This window comes from Xanthomonas sp. NCPPB 1128 (assembly GCF_001043115.1).
In the GTDB taxonomy this organism is placed as follows: domain Bacteria; phylum Pseudomonadota; class Gammaproteobacteria; order Xanthomonadales; family Xanthomonadaceae; genus Xanthomonas_A.
On sequence record NZ_LFME01000007.1, the window covers coordinates 135,211 to 157,041 of the forward strand.

Sequence of the window (21,831 nt, forward strand, 5' to 3'; positions counted from 1 at the left end):
CTGGGAGCGCACGATGAAATGGCGTTTTCTTTGCGCGCCAGTGCTGCTGGCGCTCACCGCATGCGGTGCGGTCGACACGATGAAGAATGCGTACGCGCATTCGCAGGAGGTAGCGGCCGACCTGGAGAAATCCGTCGGCAGCAAGCCGATGGTCGGCTTCAACTGGGCCAATGGTTCGCTGGTCCAGGTCACGGTCAATTTCCAGGGCGTGCCGCACAAGCCGCTGGAGCAGATCGTGCAGCTCAGCAAGGATTCGGTGGCGACGCGCTTCGAGCAGGCGCCGGGGAATGTGGTGGTGATGTTTACGGTGCCGGGGCAGTAAAGTATGAAGCCGGCGCGATTAAGGCGGGTGTGCAGAGATGGTAGCTAGGATCATGGAGAGCGAATATGGGGATCCTGTCAGAAATTCAGTCCGCTGTTCTCGATTCGTCTTCCGAGATCGGTCCGATCCTTCTGAAGTTGCGTCTACTTGCTGCTCGCCTTGGCAGTCAGCCATTAGCTGATTGGGTTAGGCATGAGTCGGAGGGGTATCCCGCGGAAGTAGAAGTGCCAAGCTATCGGGTTCTGCCGGTTAGCTATACAGGAACGTTCTTTGGCCCACTTGGCTCTGGTATTAGCAACGCTCCCATTGCGCCTTTTTTGATCGAAAAGTTCGCAAGCAAGAGATGGACACACTACGAAATGCGCTCAAGCATTGCAGCCGTGGATGACCTCCTGTCGGGCTCAAATGATGCGGGCGTCTTTACCATCGAGGCGTCCAATCTCATGCTAATGCTTCAAGGTAAGGTGTACCCAGAGTACGCATGTAACGCGGTGAATGGCGCGATTGCTCGTGGGTCAGTTGCTGCCATTCGTCACGCGGTACTTAGTCGCATATTGGAGCTGACATTAGAACTTGAGCGTTCAGTTCCGGAAGCATCTGATGTACTGGTTGGGAAGGCTTCTGAATTGCCGGTCAACTCTGCGCACGTCACCACCCAAATCGCGCAACAGATCATTTATGGCAACGTTACGACTGTTTCAGCTGGTACGGGTTCAAATGTAGTGGTAAATGTCGTCGAAGGAGATCTGTCAACTCTCGCGGCATTCCTGACTCATGCTGGAATTTCAAAGGCCGATGCGGAGGAGCTTGCTCGGTTGGCTGCCTCGGAGGAGCCAGAAAGTGTTGCCGAACCGATGGGGCCAAAGGTGCGTGAATGGCTTGGGAGGAATTTAAAGAAAGCTGCGTCAGGGGCGTGGAAGGTCGGATTGGCAGTAGGTACTGACTTAATTAAAGAAGCGCTTCTGAAGTACTACGGTCTGAAGTGACGGCTAAAAATTAGTCAGCTAAGGCTCTCTTTGGCAGCGGTTCTTGATGCGGCTGCTGACTCATCCCCCTTCGACCAAGGTCTGAACGACGCCCTCCCCGCCAAGGGACTATGCTCGGAGCCGGTGCACCGGCCTTGGGAGGGGCGGCATGGACTACGCGACGCTGTACCGACGTTCGATCGAGCGGCCCGAGGAATTCTGGGCCGAGCAGGCCCAGGCGATCCACTGGGAGCGCCCGCCGCAGGCGATCCTGGAATACGACACGCCGCCGTTCCGGCGCTGGTTCGTCGGCGGGCTGACCAACCTGTGCCACAACGCGGTCGACCGGCACCTGCCGGCACGCGCCGCGCAGCTGGCGCTGGTCGCGGTGTCCAGCGAAACCGGGCGGACCCAAGAGGTCACCTATGCGCAGCTGCACCGCGAGGTCAACGCCTTCGCGGCGGTGCTGCAGCGGCTGGACGTGCAGCGCGGCGACCGCGTGGTCATCTACATGCCGAACATGGCCGAAGCGGTGTACGCGATGCTGGCCTGTGCGCGCATCGGCGCGGTGCACTCGGTGGTATTCGGCGGCTTCGCCGCGCACAACCTGGCGCTGCGCATCGACGATGCGCGGCCCAAGCTGCTGATCGCCGCCGATGCCGGCAGCCGCGGCGGCAAGCGCATCCCCTATAAGCCACTGGTCGATGCCGCCTGCGCGGAGGCCAGCGCGCCGCCGCCGACGGTGCTGATCGTCTCGCGTGGGCTGGATCCGGCGCAGCTGCGCGTGCCCGGGCGCGACGTCGACTACGCCGCGCTGCGCGCCGAGGTCGGCGATGCGCAGGTGCCGGTGGTATGGCTGGAATCCAACGAGCCGAGCTACCTGCTGTACACCTCCGGCACCACCGGCAAGCCCAAGGGTGTGCAGCGCGATGTCGGCGGGCATGCGGTGGCGCTGGCGCTGTCGATGCGCACGGTGTTCGACTGCGGCCCGGGGCAGACCATGTTCTCCACCTCCGACGTGGGCTGGGCGGTGGGGCATTCGTACAACGTGTATGGCCCGCTGATCGTCGGTGCGACCTCGCTGTTGTACGAAGGCCTGCCGGTGCAGCCGGATCCGGGCGTGTGGTGGGCGCTGTGCGAGAAGTACCGGGTGCGCACGATGTTCTCCTCGCCGACGGCGATCCGCGTGCTGAAGAAGCATCCGGCGCGCTACCTGCGCGAGCGCGACCTGAGCGCGCTGCGCTATCTGTTCCTGGCCGGCGAACCGCTGGACGAGCCGACCGCGCTGTGGATCGGCGAAGCGCTGGGCAAGCCGGTGATCGACAACTACTGGCAGACCGAAACCGGCTGGCCGGTGCTGACCCTGTTGCCGGGTGTCGAACTGCGGCCGGTCAAGCCGGGGTCGCCGGGCCTTCCCAATCTTGGGTACCGCACGCGCATCGTCGACGAGCATGGTGTGGAGGTGCCAGCCGGGCGCAAGGGCGTGCTGGTGATCGAGCCGCCGTTGCCGCCGGGCTGCATGACCACGGTCTGGAACGACGATGCGCGCTTCCTGCGCAGCTACTTCAGCCATTTCGACACGTTGCTGTACAGCTCACTGGACTGGGCGATCCGCGACGAGGACGGCTACACCTTCATCCTCGGCCGCACCGACGACGTGATCAACGTCGCCGGGCATCGCCTGGGCACGCGCGAGATCGAGGAGGCCATCGCCGGCCATGCCGATGTGGCCGAAGTCGCGGTGATCGGCATGCACGACGAACTCAAGGGCCAGGTGCCGGTGGTGTTCGCGACGCTGAAGCAGGCCGCGCCGGATGCGGCGGCGGTGGTCGAGGAACTGCGTCAGTGCGTGGTGGAGCGTCTTGGCGCGGTGGCGCGGCCGGCGCAGGTGTATCTGGTGCAGGCACTGCCGAAGACGCGGTCGGGCAAATTGCTGCGGCGCTCGTTGCAGGCGCTGGCCGAACAGCGCGATCCCGGCGATCTGTCGACGCTGGACGATCCCGCCGCGCTGGAGGAGATCCGCCGCGCGCTGCGCGGCTGATGCGACATGGACGACGCCGGCGCTAATACGCCGGCGCTCGCACGTATTTCAGCCGAGGCCTTCGGCCTGCAGCGCCGCCTGCACCTGCGGATCGGCGGACATGCGTTCGAAATGTAGCTGCAGATTGGGGCCGAGCGCGATCTGCTGCGCGCGCGCCCAGCGCAGGGTGACGAACAGGTAGGCATCGGCGATGGAACGGCGCGCGCCGCCCAGCCAGGTCTGCTGTTCCAGCGCAGCTTCCACGCGCGCGTACAGCGTGCGCACGCGCTCGCGTGCGTGCTCCTGGGTGCGCGCGATCACCGCGGCGTCATCGAGATAACGCGTGCTGCCGAACAGCGGATGGAAGGCTGGATGCAGGTCGGCGTTGAGGAAGGCCAGCCAACGCTGCACCTCGGCGCGGCCGCGTGGGCTGCCGTCGCCAGCCAGGTGCGCGTCGGGCGCGAGATCGGCGATGTAGTTGAGGATCGCCGAGTTCTGGGTGAGCACCCAGTCGTCCATCTGCAGCGCGGGCACTGCGCCGGCCGGATTGATCGCCAGATACGCGGGCGCCTTCATCGCGGCCGCATCGAGCAGCTTCAGTTCGAACGGCAATCCCGCCCAGCGCAGCGCGATGTGATCGGCCAGCGAACAGGCGCCGGGCTTGGAATAGAGTTTCATGGCAGGCGGCTCCGCATCAGTCAGGACGGCAGAGCGTACCTGCTGCACGGTGCGCTTGGCGATCGGACGCGCCGTGCGCGGCGCGCGGGAGCCTGCGTCAGGACGTACCTGCGCGGCGAACGATCAGGACGCGTTGCGCGGACGCAGCTTCTGCACGCGATAGAACGTGTGGTCGCCGATGGTCGCGACCTGATAGGCATTGCGCCAACTCGGGCTGGCGATGGCATGCGCGGCGAAGTGACTGGCGCCGGGCACGATCTCCTTGCGCTGGCCCTGCGGCAACGCCCAGTTGCGTTCGGCGGCGAAGGCGACCTTGACTGCGTCGGCCCAGGCGTCGTCGTTCTTCAACTCGGTACCCGGCTTCACCAGGCCCGGCGCGAACTGCTTGCGCGCGGTGACCACCTGGCACATGGAATCGCCCCACAGGCCGCTGTCCAGGCGCCGCAATGCGACTTCGGCGACAGCCTGCTGCCCGCGCAGCGTCTGGTCGCGCGCTTCCAGATACACGGTGGTGCTGAGGCAAAGCGAATCGGCGGCGGGTTGCGGCAACAACTGCGATAGCCAGAGGATCCAGGCCAGTTTCATCGTACTCCTTGCTCCGTATGGGCCGTCGTCGAGGCGCTGCGCCGGAGTGGCGCGGCAAGCGATGCGGCTTGGCGTCATGGGGAGGCGGCCTGTCACGGGCCGCCCGGGTGCCGGCAATCTGAAGTCCGGCGGGACCCGCCAAGATGGGCGGATCGGAAGAGGGGCGCACAATAGGCGCCGCTTCCCGAATCGCAACTGAACCCCGAGTCTTGACAGGGTTCACAACTCGCCATTTCGCGAATGCCGTCGTGCCTTGCGCACGACAGCCATGGTGCAGCGCCGCACTGCGGCGCATCAGGCTCAGGGAAACTGCTTGCGCTGCATCAGCATCGCGTACACCTTGACCACCGGATCGGCATGTCCGCTCAGTTGCGCCAGGCGCTGTTCTCGATCGGGCCAGCGTTGCGCCTGCTCGGCGAGCACGCGCAGATCGCCGAACCAGGTGTCGTGATCGCGCGCGTAGTACGGGCCGCTCAACAGCGTGGCGAGCAGGCCCATGCCGCGGTCGCGTGCTGCGCCCGCCGGCGCATACTCGAGATAGCGCAGCAGCTCGCGTAGGCGCGCGCGCTGCACGCGGCCGCTGTCGTCGCTGGCCGCCGTTTGCTGCAGCACGCCGTGGTCGAGCTGGTCGAGGAATTCCATCGACGCTTTTTCCGTGGCGGGATCGCCCGCACTGGCGGAGGGATGCAGCAACTGCGTGCGGATGTTGTAGCCGGCCTGGCGGATCAGCGAGATCGCATCCGCATCGACCGTCATCGCGGGCACCGGCGGCGCCGGCACGATGCGGTCGGCCGGCGCTTCGGCGACGAAGCGCTGCTCCAGCAGCCAGTGATTGCCGAGCAAGCTCGACGGACAGCGCGTCTGCGCCAGGTGTGCGGCGACGTAGCCGCGATAGGCTGCGTGCAGCTGTTCGCGCAGCGCGCTCTCGGACAGTTGCTGCAGCACCAGCGGCATGTCGCCGGCCACGCTCAGCTCGGTGGCGGTGAAGCCGGCATCGTCGCCGCGGATGCGTTCGAACATGCGCGCCAGGCTGTCGGCGAGCTGTACCTGTCCTGCGCTGTCCAGCGGCGCAGCGGCGAGCGCCATCTTCAATGCCGGCGCGGTGTCGGTTTCGTGTCGCGCCGCGTCCACGCGTGCGGCGAACGTATTGGCGCGCGCTGCCGGTTGCGCCGGCTGCAATGCGCTGGCCAACGCATAAGCCGGGCTGGGATCGTCGAGATAGTCCGCATCGCAACTGCCCGCTTGCGGTGTCGGCAGCGTCGCGAGCAACGCCTGCGCCCGTGCAGGCGTTGCGTGCTGCGCGGCGCGTGTCTGCAGCGTCAGCCGGTCCAGGCCGGCGGTGCGCGGGGCGCGCAATTCGTCGTCGCGCTCTTCGTCGACGTTGCCGACGCGAGCCAGGCCGGGCATGCGCCGTTGCGCGTGTTCGGCCAGTGCGGCGGCTTGCCGGGTCAGGCGTTGCGCGGCGGCAGCGCGATCGCCGTCGCCATTGGTCGGTAAATCCGTGGACGTGGCCAGACGCAGCAGCACATCGGCCTGGAAATCTGCCGGTAGCGCCTGCGCCGCGGTCAGTACCGCACTTGCGGGCGGTCCGGGCATGGCGGTGCCGGTGGCCGGCGCGGCGCCTATCGGCAGCGTTGTCTGCGCGCTGGCGTTGCCAGCATGCGGACGCGTGGCGGGGGAAGCGGGCGCCGCCGCTTTTGCGCCATGTGCGGTCGCTGCGTGTTGCAGCAACGGCAGGCATGCGCCGGCGACCAACAGGGCGAGAAGCAGGTGTCGAGGACGGGGAGCGGAACGCATGGAAAACTCCTGAAGGAGGAGGGCATGCTGCACGGCGCGCGGGCGCCGTGCAGTGCCGGGGAGCGCGCTCCCCGGCGCGACCTGCGAGGGTCAGTTGTAGCGCGTGGTGTCGCGCGGCACGTTCGCGCGGATCACGCTGAGCGGATCGTCGGTGATGATGCTGGTGAAGCCGGCGGTCACCTGCCCACGGAAATCCGGACGGTCGTCGGCAGTCTCGTTACCGAAGTACTTGGTGCGCGTCAGGTAGTTGTCCAGCGACGCGCAGCAGGTGCCGTTGCTGCGCACGTAGTGCTGGCCGTCGTGGCTGCTCAGGCGGTACTCCGGCACCGGCGAGAATGCGCCGATCGCGCGCTTCTGCGCCTGGTTGTCGGCGAGCAACTCAGCGGTCGGGTCGCTGCGGCGCGGCTGCTTGTTGCCGATTTCCAGCCAGGCGAAGCCGCTCTGGCCGCGCACTTCGCTGATCCAGGCGTTGACCCGGCAGAACGGCGTGTTGGGACTGATCGAGCCGCACAGGCCCACGTAGCCGCCGTCGGCGAGGTTGTCCATGTCGCCGGCGTAGACGGTCGGCGCGAACGGCACGCCCTTGGTGAAGCGGGTGATGTCACTGGGGGTCTTGGGCAGCAGCGACGCGCTGAACTTCAGCACCACCTGGTTCTGCATGCGGAAGGCATGCACCTGATCGGCCGCGCGCGAGACCGCGTCCAGGGTCTTCAGGTCCAACACCACCACCATGTGATTGGCATTGGTGACCACGGTGTTCAATGCCGAGGCCAGTGAAGTCGGACGGTAGTTGGTCTTGGCGAAGTTCTTGTCGCGCAGGAACGAATTGATCAGCTCATGGCCGGTCAGGGTGCGGATGTCCGGATTCCAGCCGGAGGGATTGGTCGCGTTCTGGAAAATGTAGAAGCCCGGATCGTGGTCGACCACACGGCCGGCGTTCTGGTCGTGGAAGAGCCACAACAGGCCGTCGGCGTCCTGCTTGACGTCCAGTTCGATCGCTTCGATGTTGTTGTTGTAGGTGTTGAGGATCGAGCAGGTGGAGTTCTCCGGGCAGCCGTTGCCGACCACGCCGCGATGCGCGATCACCGCCACGTCGGCACGGTTACCCTCGTAAGGACTCTTCATCGCGTTGAGGATGTGCTGCGGGTTCCAGTTGTTGGCGGCCGACGCCATGCCGGACAGCGAGGCCAGCGACGCGCAGGCGAGCGCCAGGGCGAGGACCTTGGTGGGTTTCTTGGGCAGTTTCATGTGCTCTCTTCCGTTCGGGGTTGATGGAATGAAGTGAAGCAAACGCAGCGCACCGCAACCGACGTGCGCATGGGCGTTGTCGTTTGCCGCGCAGTGCTCGAAGCGACGGGCATCGTCCTGGTGCTGCGTGCCGCCCGTCTGAAACCGGACTCCTGGCGGCGCCGCACGTGGCCATCGCGCGGCGTCGCCAGGATTGGGACCGAGATCGGCTACCGTGGCGTGTCCGTGCCGTGCAGGTAGCGTTGCAATGCCAACGGTTCGTCGGTTTGGATCATGCTCACGCCGTGTTGGCGCAGCCCGCCCCAGACCGCGGCCGGATCGCGCAGCGCGCGCTGGTCGGTGTAGTTGGCCGACAGTCGCATCGGCCTGCCGCTGGCGATGTCGTTGGTCATGGTGTTGACGAACAGGCGCGCGCGCGGCGCCAGTTCGCGTTGCGCGATGTCCAGCACCGCCGGGTCGTCGAACATCAGTTGCACCACCGCTGGCTGCAAGTCCGCGGCGCGGCGCAAGGCCTGCTCGGGCGGCAGCGCCGACTCGCGCTGCAGGTACAGCGCCTGCACCGCGATATCTGCCTTGCGTGCGCGCTGCAGCACCGCTACGGGCACGTCCAGCGGTACGTTGAGCAGCACGTCGCGTTGCGCGCCGGCAGCCTCGACCACATCCATCACCTGGTCCAGCGACGCCGCCTTGACGTCCAGGTTCACCAGCACCTTGCCGCGCGCCAGCGCAAGCGCCTGCGCCAGCGTCGGCGGATGCCGCGCGGTGAGCGTGCTGCTGCGTCCGCCGCCCTGGCTGCGCACGCGCAAGGCGGCGATCTGTGCGGCCGTCAGATCGGCCACCGCGCCGTGGCCGTCGGTGGTGCGGTCCACGGTTTCGTCGTGCATCAGCACCAATGCACCGTCGCGGGTGGTACGCACGTCGATCTCGACCATGTCCACGCCGCGCGCGATGCACGCGGCGATGCCGTCCAGGGTGTTCTCCGAGGCGAACTTCCAGCAGGCGCGGTGCGACACCACCAGCGCCGGCCCATGCGGGTCGCGCAGGCGCTCGGGCAGGCTCGGCGTCGCCGCCAGGGCCAGGATCGGCAGCGACAGCACTGCGCTCATCAGCAATCTCCGGCAGCGCATGCTCACCACCTCCAGGTCAGCGATGCGTTGTAGTTGCGGCCGAAGATCGGCCGCGCGTAGATCGCGTCGGCGGTGCCCTGGCCGGACAGCGTGTCCACGCGTGCATTGCCTTCGGTCAGGCCGAGCGCGTTGCTGACATTGGCCGCGTGCAGTTGCAACTCCAGGTGCGTGCTCAGCCGCGCGAACAGGCCCAGGTCGTAGGTGGTGTAGGCGGGCAGGGCGGTGGCGTTGGTGTAGTCGACGTAGCGCTGGCCCATGCGATAGGCGGTGGCCGACAGTTCCAGCGGCCGGCCGTCGATGTCGAAGTACAGGGTCGGGCTGATCGACGCCATGAACTTGGGGATGCGCGAGATCTGCTTGCCGTCCAGGCCGCCGTAGCTGAGGCCGGTGGTCGCGTTGCTCAGGCCGCGCGTCTGCGGGTCCTGCAGCGTGGCCGAGCCGGTAATGCCGAACAGCGGCGACGGCCGCCAGGTGAATTCCGATTCCAGGCCCAGGGTGCGGGTCTTGCCGACCAGCGCCAGGCTCTGCACCGCGCCGCTGCCGTCGAGCACGATGGCGCTGATCGACAGGTCGTTGAAGCGGCTCCAGAAGCCGACCGTGGAGAACGAGAAGGTGTCGCCGAAGCTGCCGCGCAGGCCGGCCTCGGCCTGGTCGATGTCGGTGACGTCCGCGTTCTGGGTCTGGTAGACATTCTGCAGCCGCGGCAGGCGCTGCGATTGGGTGTAGCGGGCGAAGGTCTGCAACTGCGGGGTCAGGGCGAACTCCGCGCCCAGCGTCCACTGCGTGGCGCGGCGGTGATCGGTGCGCGGACTGAACGCGCCGCTGAGGCCGCCGACGTTGTCGTCGGCCAGCGTGGTCGGATCGCCCAGATTGCGCGTGGTGTTGGCGTACACACCGCCGTTGGCGTTGTAGCGGGTGTAGCGCACGCCGGCATCCAGGCCGAGGCGGCCGAAGCGCACCGAATCCCACAGGTAGGGCGACAGGTAGGTGGCGTTGGCGAAGCCGCTGGTGACGCCGTTGCCGTAGCGCACGAAGCCGTTCTGGGTGACCGAACCGACCACGTTGCCGGCGGCGTCGTAGGCCAGCACGTCCAGGCGCTGCGCGTTGTTCTGCAGCGTGGTCAGCACGGTGTTCTGCAGCCGGTCCTGGCGGAATTCGACGTGCTGCACGTTGAGGCCGGCGGTGAGCGTGTGCTTGCCCAGCGCCGTGTCGTCGAACGCCTTGCTCAGGCGCAGGTCGTCGGACAGCGTGCGCAGATGGGTGCGCGCATTCCACAGGCCGCTCTCCAGCACCAGGCCGTCGGCCGCGGCCGGATCGTAGGCGGCGCCGTTGCGGGTGGTGACGTAGCCGACCCGCGCCACGCGCGCGCCGAAGCCGCTGCGCGCGCGGCCGAGCTGCGTGTTGAGGTAGGCGCCGGCGTCGTAGGGCGCGGCGCCGGAGAACAGCGCGGTGTAGTCCACTTCGGCATCGACGAAGCGCATGCGGTTGTTGAGGCTCAGGCCGTCGCCCAGATCCCATTCCAGGTGCGTGCCGAGTTGCTTGACCTTGTTGTGGATGCCGTCGGCCAGGTCCAGGTTGCGCGCCAGCGGTCCGTTGCCGTCGAAGGTGAGCGCGGTGGTGTGGCGCAGGTCGTCGGACAGCAGCGTGCCGTCCAGCGGGTCGATCAGCGACGACAGCGATTGGGACGGATTGCGCGGGTCGGCGAGCGGGATCGGGTTGTAGAAGGCGGTGCGGTCGTTGAGGTACTTGGCGTCGACGTCGAGCACCGCATCGCCCATCAGGAAGGTCAGGTTGCCGCGCAATTGGCCGCCCTGGTCGGCGGTGTAGCCGGTGCGACGCAGGCCGTCGTCGCTGCGGTGGTAGCCGCCGATGCTGTACAGCACGTTCTCGCTGAGCGGGCCGGCGCTGTAGGCGTCCTCGCGGCGCAGGCCGTCGCTGCCGACGGTCATGCGCACCGCGCCTTCGGGCGTGGCGGTGCCGTGGCGGGTGATGGCGTTGACCGTGCCGCCCGGCGCGTTGGTCGCGAACAGCGGCGAGGTGCCGCCGCGCACCACTTCCAGGCGCTCGGTCATCATGTCCAGCGCGAACAGGGTGTCGACGTTGAAGAAGCTTTCCTGCGGCTCGTCGAACAGGGTCAGGCCGTCTTCCTGGTACTGCACGTAATACCAGCCGCCTGCCGGCAGGCCGCGCACGTAGAGGTTCTGGCCGCCGCCCTGGCCGCCGGAGGGTTCGGCGGAGAAACCTGGGACCGCGCGCAGCATGTCCACGTTGCTGCTCGGGGTGCTGCGCTCCAGGCGTTCCTTGGACACCACGCTGATCGCGAACGGGGCGTCCTTCTGCGACTGGCCCTGCGGGGTGCCGGTGACCACGATCTGGTCCAGCGTGGTGGTGGCGTCGGCCGGCGGCGCCGGCGCGTCCTCGGCGTGGACGGCGGTGGCGGCGCCGAGGATGGACGCGAGCGCCAGTGCCAGCAGGCTCGGGTGTGGATGAACGTTACGCATGAGACCCCCAGTAAAAGAATGTGGGGGTAATACTATTTACCATGTATGAAACTTGTGTGTCCACATGCTAGGTTGTAGCCGTTCGTGCATTCATCACGCTTTGCGCCCGCCTATGCCGCATCCCGATTTCCCGCCGCGCGTCAGCGCCGGCGGCCGCCAATTGCTCGACCGTGTGTTCAAGACCGGGGTGCAGACCCAGGCGGCGCTGAGCCGTGACCTGGACCTGTCGCAGCCCACCGTGGCGCGCCTGCTGCAGGGTTTCGTGCAGGACCGCATGGTCCAGCTCGGCGCCCGCGCCGCCGAGGGCCGCGGCAATCCCAGCGTCGACGTGCGGCTGGCGCCGGATTACGCCTACGCCTTCGGCATCGGCCTGATGGGCGACGTGGTGGCGCTGGCGCTGGTGGATTTCGCCGGCAACGTGCGCGGCCAGCGCCGCATCGGCCTGGCCGACATGCGCCGTGCGCCGGTGCTGGCGCAACTGCAGCGGTTCCGTGCCGAGTTGCTGGCCGAAAGCGGCGTGGATCCGGCGCGGGTGGTCGGCATCGGCATGGCGATCTCGGCGTTCTTCACCGGGCAGGGCCGGCAGATGGCCGGGCCGCCGGCGCTGGAGGACTGGACCCAGGTCGACCTGGTGCCGATCCTGGAAGAGGCGCTGGGCTGCGCGGTCACCGTCGAGAACGATGGCGCGGCGGCGGCGGTGGCCGAGAGCCTGTACGGCGTCGGCCGCGACTGCCGCGACTTCGTCTACCTGCATCTGACCAACGGTTTCGGCGGCGGCATCATCGCCGATGGCCGGCTGTTCCGCGGCCACCGCGGCAATGCCGGCGAGTTCGGTGGCATCTGGACCGTCGGCGGCATGGCCTATCCGAATCTGGACGCGCTGCTGTCCCTGGTGCGTGCCGCCGGCCAGGACTATGCCGGGGTCGAGCAGATGCTCGGCGCGATCGACGCGCACACGCCGGGCGTGGACGCCTGGCTGGACATGGCCGAGGCGCCGTTCGCGCAGCTGTGCGCCTACCTGGCCTATGCGCTGGATCCGCAGGCGATCGTGATCGGCGGGCGCCTGCCGGCCGCGATCGGCGCGCGCCTGATCGAACGCATCCGTATCCCGCGCGCGCCCAACCGGCACGGCCTGGCGCCGCCGCTGCCGCAACTGTGCATCGCCCGCACCGTCGGCGACGCGGTGACCCTGGGTGCGGCGTTGATGCCGCTGCAGCGGGCGTTCTTCGCCTGAGGCATGCGCCGCCTTGCGCTGTGCGCCGGGCCGCATTCAAGCCAACGGCATGGCGCGCGCTGCGCGCGATCCTGTCCAGCCTCTTCCGGCGTTGCGGCGCAGTGGCGTCGGCTGGGTGAGCGCCCCGTGTCCGACGCCTCAGCCGCTGCTGGCGCTCGTCGCCAGGTCGGCACCGAGCGGGAGCGATCGGCGGCGTCCCGTGAACAGCGCCAGCAGCAGGCACAGCGCACCGCACAGCAGCGGGCCGGCTGCCATCGCCCAGCACAGCAGCAGGCAGTGCCCGTCGCGGTAGTCCAGCGCATCCAGCAAAAGGCCGATCAGCACCACCCCGGCAGCCAGCGCGACCTGCGCGGCGGCGGTCAGCGCGGCGAAGCTCAGCGCGTGCTCGGCGACGGCGCGGGTGGCGGTGCACTGCGCATGCCAGGCCCACACCAATTGTCCGGCGCTGCCGCCGAGGGCGCCGATGCAGGCCGCCGCCGCCAGGCTCAGCAGTGGCTGCCCCGGTAGCGCCAGCGCGAACAGCGGCGCGCACAACAGCAGGGCGCTGCCGAGCCAGGCCAGCCGTTGTGTCGGCGTGCGCTGCCGGCCCCAGCCCGCGGCCAGCGGCTGCACCAGCACTGTGCCGAGCGCATAGGCGATCAGGACCGCACTGCCCCAGCCGGGCGAGAGCAGGCCGTAGGCGGCCACGTATGGGGCGAGTTTGGTGAACGCGGGCAGGGTCAGCGAGACCGCTGCGATCAGCGCCAGCGGCTGCCAGGGGATCGCGCGCCAGGAGGGCGCCGTGTCGGTCGCGGCCACGACCGTGGTGCCGACGGGTGTCGGGTGCGCAGCGGCATGGCGGCGCAGCACCTGCTGCAACTGCCAGGCGCACAGCATCGCCACCGCCGCCAGCACCGCGCTGGCCTGCAGCGCCAGGCCGCCGCCATCGGCGCCGCGCGCCAGTACCGCGCCGACCACGCTGCTGATCAGCAGCGCCGCGACGCCACTGCCGGCCAGGCGCAGCGCGCTGGCGCCGTCGTGGCCGCGCCACGGCCACTGCGCCAGGCTCAGCAAGGTGTTCTGGGCCACATCGCAGGCGGCATAGGCCAGCCGGAACAGCAGGCTCACCGCCAGCACGTAGCCCAGCCGCCACGGCGGCGGCAGCAACGGCGTGGCGAACACCAGCAGCAGCGCCAGCGCCGCGGCGGCCAGGCCGTGCCATTGCAGGCGCCCTGCGCTGCGTACGTCGCGCAGGCGCCGGCGCAGGCCCCAGCCGGCGCCGAGGCCGATCGCGGCGCTGAGCAGCAGGCCCAGCGCCAGCACCAGCCCGGCCGTGATCGCGTGCAGGCCGGCGTGTTCGGTCAGCGAGTAGATCAGCAGCAGTTCGCCGGCGTACCACAGCAGGCTCTTGCCGAAATGCGCGCCGGCATACGCTGCCAGGGCCGCTTGCGGCAGGCGGGACAGGGCGGGCAGGGGCGAGGGGCGCGGCATGCCCAGGCTTATAGCCGCACGATGCGACAGCACCAAGTCCGCCGCGCCGGCTTGCTAGGATCGAGGGCGCTGGTCCCAGTCGTTCAAGGAGTCCGCCGATGTCGCTGTCATCGTCATTGCCCCGGCTGCTGTGCCTGTGTCTGGCCGCCTGCAGCGCGCCTGCCGCCGCGTCTGTGGCCGCGCGCCCGGAGGCGGTGTATCAGCTGTCCGCCGCCGATCTGCTGCGGCTGCTGCGCGGCGATGCGCAGGCCGCGGCGACGCCGCTCGCGGGCAGCGCCGAGCAACGCCGCGCGCAGGCCAGCGCGATGGCGCGGCAGTACATCGCCGGCGTCGCCGATGCCAGCGAAGGCACGCAGTGGTGCGCCGGCGCCCAGGGCGTGCTGGCGCACGAACTGGTCGATCGTGTATTCACCGCGCTGGCCGCGCTGCCGCCGGCGCAGTTGCGGCAGCGCGCGGCGATTCCGGTGGGGCAGGCGCTGCACGCGGCGTTCCCCTGCGCGGCACGTTGAGCGTTGCAGGCGCGTCGCTGGCGTCGCCGGACCTGACGGCTGCTTGCACATGCTGGGGTCGAGGACATTGCCGACTGCGCCGGACAGAACGCCGCATGCGTGACGCGGCGTTGCCCGCGGTAGTCGCCGATGCCGACTCGGTCAGTGCATGCTCTAGAGTTGCGCCGCCAGCTTGCTGCCCTGGGCGATGGCGCGCTTGGCGTCCAGTTCGGCGGCGACGTCTGCGCCGCCGATCAGGTGCGCGCTGCGGCCGGCGGCCTGCAGCGCCGCCTGCAGGTCGCGGCGCGGTTCCTGGCCGGCACAGACCACCACGGTGCCGACCGGCAACAGTTGCTCGGTGCCATCCACGCGGATGCGCAGGCCGCTGTCGTCCACGCCCAGGTATTCGACGCCGCCGAGCATGGTCACGCCCTTGGCCTTGAGCGTGGCGCGATGGATCCAGCCGGTGGTCTTGCCCAGCCGCGCGCCGGGCCGGCCAGGGCTGCGCTGCAGCAGCCACACGCTGCGCGCCGACGGCTCCGGGCGCGGCTTGCACAGCGCGCCGCGGCCTTCGAACTGCGGGTCCACGCCCCATTCGGCCATCCACCGCGCCGGGTCCAGCGCGGTCGACTCACCTGCGTGCACCAAGAACTCGCCGACATCGAAACCGATGCCGCCGGCGCCGATGATCGCGACCTTGTCCGCCGCCTGCACCCGGCCCTGCAGCACGTCCAGATAGCTGACCACGCTGGGATGGTCGGCGCCGGGGAAGTCCACCGTGCGCGGCACGATGCCGGTGGCCAGCACCACCTCGTCGAAGTCGGCCAGCAGCGCCGCATCGGCGGTGGTCTGCAGGCGCAGCTCCACGCCGGTGGCCTCGAGTTGGTGGCGGAAGTAGCGCAGCGTCTCGTGGAATTCCTCCTTGCCGGGAATGCGCTTGGCCACGTTGAACTGGCCGCCGATCTCGCTGGCGCTGTCGAACAGGGTGACGCGGTGGCCGCGCAACGCGGCCACGGTGGCGCAGGCTAGGCCGGCCGGGCCGGCACCGACCACGGCGATGCGCTTGGGCGCGCGGGTCGGCAGGTAGTTCAGTTCGGTCTCGGCGGCCGCGCGCGGATTGACCAGGCAACTGGCGGTCTTGTTCTCGAACACGTGATCCAGGCAGGCCTGGTTGCAGGCGATGCAGGTGTTGATCGCCTGCGCCTGGCCGCGCTGCGCCTTGTTCGCCCATTCCGGGTCGGCCAGCAACGGCCGCGCCAGCGACACCATGTCGGCGCCGCCGCCGGCGAGGATGCGCTCGGCCACGTCGGGCATGTTGATGCGGTTGGTGGCGATCAGCGGCAGCCGCACGTGCGGCTTGAGCTTGGCGGTGACCGCGGCGAAGGCGGCGCGCGGCACCGAGGTGGCGATGGTCGGCACGCGTGCTTCGTGCCAGCCGATGCCGGAATTGATGAGGGTCGCGCCGGCCGCCTCGATCGCCTGCGCCTGCATCACGATCTCCTGCCAGTCGCTGCCGTCCTCGACCAGATCCACCAGCGACAGCCGGTAGACGATGATGAAGTCCGGCCCGCAGGCGGCGCGGATGCGGCGCACGATCTCCACCGCGAAGCGCATGCGCTTGGCGGCATCGCCGCCCCAGGCATCGCTGCGGCGGTTGCTGCGCGGGGCGATGAACTCGTTGATCAGATAGCCTTCCGAGCCCATCACCTCGACGCCGTCGTAGCCGGCCTCGCGCGCCAGCTTCGCGGCGTGCGCATAGGCATCGATCTGGCGTTCGACGCCGCGCGCCGACAGTGCGCGCGGGGTGAACGGGTTGATCGGCGCCTTCAGTTTCGATGGCGCCACCGACAGGGGGTGATAGGCGTAGCGCCCGGCGTGCAGCAGTTGCAGGCAGATCTTGGCGCCGTGCGCGTGCACCGCGGTGGTGACCTGCCGGTGCGGGCGCACCTCCCACGGCCAGGATAGCTTGCCGCCGAACGGCTTCAGCCAGCCGACCACGTTCGGCGCGAAGCCGCCGGTGACGATCAGTCCGACGCCGCCAGCAGCGCGCTCGGCGAAGTACGCGGCCAGCTTGGGGAAGTCGCGGGCGCGGTCCTCCAGGCCGGTGTGCATGGAGCCCATCAGGATGCGGTTGCGCAACTGGGTGAAGCCCAGATCCAGTGGGGCGAACAGGTGCGGGTAGGCGGTGGAGGCGGAATCGGGCTGGCCGGGGGCGGGCGACATGGCGTGGATACGCAGGCGTACGGAAGGGCGCAGGGTGCCGTGAAACCTGGCTGGCGGCAAGAGGGGCGTTGCTTTTACGTCGACGGGGACGTTTGCCCTGGTTCTGGTACTGGCATTTTTGGAGCTTGGAGCTTTCGAAGCAGAGCAACGGCAACAGCTTCCGCTGGCGCGGGTTACTTTTCTTTGCTTGTGCAAAGAAAAGTAACCAAAAGAAAGCACACCCCGCAGCGCGCCCTCCGCGCTATCGCGCTCCGGGTTCGCAGCCACGACGGGGATTCGCGGAAGGGGCATCCTGCCCCTGCCGCGAACGGCGCACATCCATGTGCGCCGCCCTTCGGGTTTTTCCCCGCCGTGTCTGCCGCGCCGAGGGGGCCCGGTAGATCAAAAGCACAGCAAAGGCCGATGCAACAGCAACAGCAGAACTACCGGTCACGGGTCGGTCACAGCCGACGACCGCCATACGCAAAGCGGGGCGATCGCGCCAATGTCCCGAACGCTGGCCCCCCGCTCAGCCCCAGCCGACCAGGGCCAGTTTGCCGATGGTGCTGCCCGACTCCAGGCGCCGGTGTGCCTCGCGCAGGGTGGCGGCGTTGATCGGGTGCAGCGTCTCGGTCAGGGTGGTGCGCAGTTCCCCCGCGTCCACCAGGCTGGCGGTTCGCGCCAGGATGCGGTGCTGTTCGATTATGTCCTCGGTGCGGAACCGGGCGCGTGCGAACATCATTTCCCAGTGGATGCCGATGCACTTGGCCTTGTACGGGTCGCCGATATGCAGCGGGCCGCTCGGCTCGACGATCAGCCCGACGTGGCCCTGCGGTGCCAGCAGTTCGCCCAGCGCCTGCCAGTAGCGGTCGGTGTCGGCGAGGTTCAGTGCCGCCTCCACCTGGTCGATGCCCAGCGCCTGCAATTGCGGCGCCAGCGGCTGGCGATGGTCGATCACGTGGTGCGCGCCGAGCTGCAGGCACCAGTCGCGGGTCTGCGGCCGTGAGGCGGTGGCGATCACCTCGAAGCCGGCATGCCGCGCCAACTGGATCGCGATCGAGCCGACCCCGCCGGCGCCGCCGATCACCAGCAGGCGGCGGCCGCGGTTGCGCGCGTCGTCGAAGTCGAACGGCATGCGCTGGAACAGCAGCTCCCAGGCGGTCAGGGTGGTCAGCGGCAGCGCCGCGGCCTGGGCGAAGTCCAGCGTGGCCGGCTTGCGCGCGACGATGCGCGCGTCCACCAACTGGTACTGGGCGTTGCTGCCGGCGCGGGTGATGTCGCCGGCGTAGTAGACCTCGTCGCCCGGTTCGAAGCCGTCGACTTCGGGCCCGACCGCCTCGACCACGCCGGCGGCGTCGTAGCCCAGCACCTTGGGCTGGGCGTCGCGCGACGCGTTGCCGCGGACCTTGGTGTCCACCGGATTGACCGACACCGCCTCCACCCGCACCAGCAGGTCGTGGCCGGCGGGCGCGGGCGGCGTCGGCAGGTCGAGGTCGTGCAGCGACTGCGGATCGTCGATCGGCAGGGGTTGGAGGGTGGCGACCGCTTTCATGGAGGCTCCTGGGCGTGAAGGAAAGGAGGGCACGGCCGCGGCTCAGACCGGCCGCGGGTTGCGCTCGGCGAAGCCGCGCTGGTGCCAGTACGGATACGCCGGTACCGCGGCGCTGGCCGCATCCAGCTGTTGCACGTGGGCGGCATCGAGGGTCCAGCCGACCGCCCCCAGATTCTGCCGCAACTGGTCTTCGGTCCGTGCGCCAATGATCACGCTGCTGACCGTCGGTCGCTGCAACAGCCAGTTCAGTGCGATCTGCGGCACGCTGCGGCCGGTCTCGACGGCGATGGCCTCCAGCGCGTCGATCACCCGGTACAGGCGCTCTTCCTGCACCGGCGGACCGGCCTCGGTGACCGCCTTGTCGTGCAGGCGGCTGCTGTCCGGCAGCGGCTGGCCGCGGCGCAGCTTGCCGGTCAGCCGGCCCCAGCCCAGCGGGCTCCACACCAGCGCGCCCACGCCTTGGTCCAGGCCCAGCGGCATCAGTTCCTCTTCGTAGTCGCGCCCGATCAGCGAGTAATAGGCCTGGTGCGCGACATAGCGCGACCAGCCGTAACGGTCGGCCACCGCCAGCGACTTCATCAACTGCCAGCCGGAGAAGTTGGACACGCCCAGGTAGCGGATCTTGCCGGCACGCACCAGGTCGTCGAGCGTGGACAGGGTTTCCTCCACCGGCGTATGCGCATCGAAGCCGTGCAACTGGAACAGGTCGAGGTAGTCGGTGCCCAGGCGGGTCAGTGCCGCTTCCACCGCGCGCACCAGGTGGAAGCGCGAGGAACCGACGCTGTTGGCTGCGGCGCGGTCGAAGCGGAAGCCGGCCTTGGTCGACAGCAGCACCTGGTCGCGGCGGCCCTTGATCGCCGCGCCCAGCACCGATTCGGCGGCGCCACCGGAGTAGACGTCGGCGCTGTCGAACAGGGTGACGCCGGCCTCCAGGCAGATGTCGATCAGGCGCCGCGCCTGGTCCACGTCCGAGTTGCCCCAGGTGGCGAAGAAGGGATCGGTACCGGCGAAGGTGCCGGTGCCGAAGCTGAGTACGGGGACCTTGAAGCCGGACGCGCCGAGATGACGGTATTCCATGGAGAACTCCTGATGAGGGAAGGGGGAGGGATGTGAGGAAAGCCGTCAGCGCCCCGCGGCGTCGGTGTCGACGGCGTCGGGCGCAGCGGAGGTGGAGGCGGGTGCGGCGGTACCGAGCAACTGCGCGGCGGCCTCGGCCATGGCCGCGTAACCGGCGTCGCCGGGATGCAGGTGATCGCCCGAGTCGAAATCCGCGCGCATCCGCGTGGGGTGCGCGGGGTCGCGCAGCAGCGCGTCGAAATCCAGGATCGCGTCGAAGCCGTTGCCCGCGCGCAGCCAGGCATTGACCTGCTGGCGCACGGCCTCTTTCTGCGGGCTGTAGTAGCCGGGGATCGGCGAGTTCGGCAACGCGCCCTCGAACGGGGTGAGGGTGGCGCCGATCACCCGCAGGCCGCGCGCCTGCGCGCGCTGCAGCACCTGCCGATAGCCGGCGATCAGTTCCTCGGCCGACACTGGCGCATCGTCCGGCGCGAACGGCGTGGCGTACCAACTGATGTCGTTGATGCCCATCAGCAGGATCAGGGTGTGCACGCCGGGTTGCGCCAGCACGTCGCGGTCCAGCCGCGCCAGCGCGTTCTGGCCCATGCGGTCGCGCAGCACGCGGCCGCCGGAGATGCCGGCGTTGAGCACCGCCACCCGCTGCGCCGCCAGCCGCGTGGCCAACTGGTCCGGCCAGCGCCGGTCCTGCCCCGGCGTGGAGGCGGCGCCGTCGGTGATCGAGTCGCCCAGCGCCACCACCGCACCGGCGGCGTCGGCGCGGCGCACCTGGACGCCGCTGACGAACAGCCGCACCGGTAGCGCGGTCGCGTCGGCCAGCGTGGCGTCGGCGGTGCGTTCGCCCTCGGCCAGCCACGCGCTCTGCAGGCCTTCCCAGTGGAAGGTGGACGGCGCGGTCGGCTGCGGCAGGTACAGGCTGATGCTGAGCCGGGCCAGGTCCGGCACGGGCAGCGCCACCGGGTCGCTGAGCACCGGCGCGCCCGGCGGCACCGTCACCTCGGTCTTGCCGCCGAAGCGCAGTGGCCGTTGCGAGCCGGGCAGGGTCGCGGCGCCGTCGCCGGCCAGTGCCAGCGACGCGGCGCCGATGTGCAGCGGCGTGTCGCCATAGGCGTTGCTAAGCTCCACCCGCACCTCGCTGCCGCCCAGGCTGACCCGCGCCACCTGGCGCACGGTCTGCCGCCACAGGTGGAACGGCGTCTGTGTGGGGAACGGGAAGTCAGCGGCCCACAGCGGTTGCGGGCTGGCCTGCCAGGTCGCGACCCAGTCGCGCGGCGCCGCCTCGGCCGGCAGCGCGAGGGTGCCCAGCAGCGCCGTCGCCAGCGCCGCCGTTGCCATCGCCCGGCTCATGCCGCACCGCCGGCGGCGCAGCCCGCGCCGGTGCTGGCCGCGGATGGGGTGGTGGCCGGCGACAGCCGCAGCGCGCCCAGCGCCACCGCCAGTCCGGCCAGGGTCAGCAGCGCCGCCACCCACGGCAGTTGCGACAGGCTGCCGCCATGGCCGAGCACCAGGCCGCCGAGCCAGGCGCCCAGCGCGTTGCCCAGGTTGAACGCGCCGATGTTCAGGCTCGAGGCCAGATGCCGGCCGGCCTCGCCGGCCTTGCCCAGCACCCACACCTGCAGCGGCGCCACCGTGGCGAAGGCGGCCACGCCCAGCAGGCCGATGCCCAGCGCCATCGCCGGCGCCGACGGCAAGGCGAGGGTCAGCGCCGCCAGCACCACGGCCAGTGCGCCCAGGCTCAGCGGCAGCGCCTGCCGCGGGCGGCGGTCGGCCAGGCGTCCGCCGAGCACATTGCCGACGATCATGCCCACGCCGAACACCGGCAGCAGCGGCGACACCGCGCTATCGGTCACCCCGGTGACCCGGGTCAGCAGCGGCTGCACGTAGGTGTACACGGCGAACACGCCCGCATAGCCCAGCACCGTTGTCGCCAGACCCAGCAGCACCGGGGCGCGACCGACCGCGCGCAGTTCCTCGCGCAGCGGCGGCGCCGGCGGGGCGTCGCGGTCGGCCGGCACCAGCGCGGCGATCACCACGGTGGCCAGGGCGCCGATCGCCGCCACCGCCCAGAACGTGGCGCGCCAGCCGTACTGCAGGCCCAGCCAGGCGCCGGCCGGCACCCCGAGCAGGGTGGCGACGGTGAGGCCGGTGAACATGGTCGAGATCGCCGAGGCCTGGCGCTGCGGCGGCACCAGGGTGGTGGCGACCACCGCGCCGACGCCGAAGAAAGTGCCGTGCGCCAGCGAGGTGACCACCCGCGCCGCCATCAGCGCCGCGTAGGTCGGCGCCAGCGCGCAGGCCAGGTTGCCGGCGGTGAACACCAGCATCAGCGCCAGCAGCACGCGCTTGCGCGGCCAGCGCCGGCTGGCCACGGTCAGCAGCGGCGCGCCGAGGAACACGCCCAGCGCATAGCCGGAGATCAGCAGCCCCGCGGCGGGGACGCTGACCCGCAGGTCGGCGGCGACCTGCAGCAGCAGGCCCATGATCACGAACTCGGTGGTGCCGATGCCGAAGGCGCCGGCGGTCAGCGCGAACAATGCGAGCGGCGTGCGCCCGGCAGCGGGTGGGTGG

The 21,831-nt window shown here is 69.6% G+C and carries 17 protein-coding genes; 5 read left to right on the forward strand and 12 right to left on the reverse strand.

The features are described from left to right. The first annotated feature begins 13 nt into the window (after positions 1–13). The 3 genes from ACP93_RS07395 to prpE all read left to right on the forward strand — a co-directional run bounded on the left by ACP93_RS07395 (position 14) and on the right by prpE (position 3,328). Positions 14–322: a hypothetical protein gene (locus ACP93_RS07395; RefSeq protein ID WP_048490068.1), complete on the forward strand. Its 309-nt coding sequence runs from the start codon at positions 14–16 to the stop codon at positions 320–322. A gap of 65 nt (positions 323–387) precedes the next feature. Continuing rightward, positions 388–1,308, forward strand: a complete 921-nt coding sequence (locus tag ACP93_RS21705) for an AbiTii domain-containing protein (RefSeq protein ID WP_131721596.1) — start codon at positions 388–390, stop codon at positions 1,306–1,308. A gap of 148 nt (positions 1,309–1,456) precedes the next feature. Next, positions 1,457–3,328, forward strand: coding sequence for a propionate--CoA ligase (gene prpE, locus ACP93_RS07400; RefSeq protein ID WP_048490069.1), 1,872 nt, complete (start codon positions 1,457–1,459; stop codon positions 3,326–3,328). A gap of 48 nt (positions 3,329–3,376) precedes the next feature. On the opposite strand, the gene ACP93_RS07405 is transcribed toward prpE, so the two are convergent. From ACP93_RS07405 to ACP93_RS07430, 6 genes are all read right to left on the reverse strand, one after another. Then, positions 3,377–3,985 carry a glutathione binding-like protein gene (locus ACP93_RS07405; protein WP_048490070.1) on the reverse strand — a complete coding sequence of 203 codons (609 nt, stop codon included), beginning with the start codon at positions 3,983–3,985 and terminating at the stop codon, positions 3,377–3,379. A 123-nt stretch (positions 3,986–4,108) separates the two neighbouring features. Further along, on the reverse strand, positions 4,109–4,570 hold the full coding sequence (locus ACP93_RS07410; protein WP_019797714.1) for a cell wall hydrolase: 462 nt from the start codon (positions 4,568–4,570) through the stop codon (positions 4,109–4,111). 300 nt (positions 4,571–4,870) lie between these two features. After that, on the reverse strand, positions 4,871–6,166 hold the full coding sequence (locus ACP93_RS07415; RefSeq protein ID WP_048490094.1) for a hypothetical protein: 1,296 nt from the start codon (positions 6,164–6,166) through the stop codon (positions 4,871–4,873). A gap of 291 nt (positions 6,167–6,457) precedes the next feature. After that, entirely contained in the window at positions 6,458–7,615 is a 1,158-nt protein-coding gene (locus ACP93_RS07420) for a glycerophosphodiester phosphodiesterase family protein (protein WP_048490071.1), read from the reverse strand. Between the two features lie 209 nt (positions 7,616–7,824). Continuing rightward, positions 7,825–8,721 carry a glycerophosphodiester phosphodiesterase family protein gene (locus ACP93_RS07425; protein ID WP_048490072.1) on the reverse strand — a complete coding sequence of 299 codons (897 nt, stop codon included), beginning with the start codon at positions 8,719–8,721 and terminating at the stop codon, positions 7,825–7,827. Positions 8,722–8,744: 23 nt separating this feature from the next. Then, complete coding sequence (locus ACP93_RS07430; protein WP_048490073.1) at positions 8,745–11,243, reverse strand: TonB-dependent receptor; 2,499 nt, start codon at positions 11,241–11,243, stop codon at positions 8,745–8,747. A gap of 112 nt (positions 11,244–11,355) precedes the next feature. On the opposite strand from ACP93_RS07430, the gene ACP93_RS07435 reads away from it, so the two are divergent. After that, on the forward strand, positions 11,356–12,477 hold the full coding sequence (locus ACP93_RS07435; protein WP_048490074.1) for an ROK family protein: 1,122 nt from the start codon (positions 11,356–11,358) through the stop codon (positions 12,475–12,477). 138 nt (positions 12,478–12,615) lie between these two features. Here the strand turns inward: ACP93_RS07435 and ACP93_RS07440 are convergent, their stop codons facing one another. Then, positions 12,616–13,947: an MFS transporter gene (locus ACP93_RS07440; RefSeq protein WP_048490075.1), complete on the reverse strand. Its 1,332-nt coding sequence runs from the start codon at positions 13,945–13,947 to the stop codon at positions 12,616–12,618. 98 nt (positions 13,948–14,045) lie between these two features. Here ACP93_RS07440 and ACP93_RS07445 point away from each other — a divergent pair, with 98 nt between their 5' ends. Beyond that, positions 14,046–14,456 carry a Rap1a/Tai family immunity protein gene (locus ACP93_RS07445; protein ID WP_157862429.1) on the forward strand — a complete coding sequence of 137 codons (411 nt, stop codon included), beginning with the start codon at positions 14,046–14,048 and terminating at the stop codon, positions 14,454–14,456. A 153-nt stretch (positions 14,457–14,609) separates the two neighbouring features. Here the strand turns inward: ACP93_RS07445 and ACP93_RS07450 are convergent, their stop codons facing one another. The 5 genes from ACP93_RS07450 to ACP93_RS07470 all read right to left on the reverse strand — a co-directional run bounded on the left by ACP93_RS07450 (position 14,610) and on the right by ACP93_RS07470 (position 21,797). After that, positions 14,610–16,658, reverse strand: a complete 2,049-nt coding sequence (locus tag ACP93_RS07450; RefSeq protein ID WP_048490077.1) for an NADPH-dependent 2,4-dienoyl-CoA reductase — start codon at positions 16,656–16,658, stop codon at positions 14,610–14,612. Positions 16,659–17,166: 508 nt separating this feature from the next. Continuing rightward, positions 17,167–18,189, reverse strand: coding sequence for a zinc-binding alcohol dehydrogenase family protein (locus tag ACP93_RS07455; protein ID WP_048490078.1), 1,023 nt, complete (start codon positions 18,187–18,189; stop codon positions 17,167–17,169). A 42-nt stretch (positions 18,190–18,231) separates the two neighbouring features. Beyond that, complete coding sequence (locus tag ACP93_RS07460) at positions 18,232–19,266, reverse strand: aldo/keto reductase (protein ID WP_048490079.1); 1,035 nt, start codon at positions 19,264–19,266, stop codon at positions 18,232–18,234. 45 nt (positions 19,267–19,311) lie between these two features. After that, positions 19,312–20,610: an SGNH/GDSL hydrolase family protein gene (locus ACP93_RS07465; RefSeq protein WP_048490080.1), complete on the reverse strand. Its 1,299-nt coding sequence runs from the start codon at positions 20,608–20,610 to the stop codon at positions 19,312–19,314. Next, the gene (locus tag ACP93_RS07470) at positions 20,607–21,797 is read right to left on the reverse strand and encodes an MFS transporter (protein WP_048490081.1); all 1,191 of its coding nucleotides are present in this window, start codon (positions 21,795–21,797) and stop codon (positions 20,607–20,609) included. Before ACP93_RS07470 ends, ACP93_RS07465 begins: the two co-directional genes overlap by 4 nt. Positions 21,798–21,831: the final 34 nt, after the last annotated feature.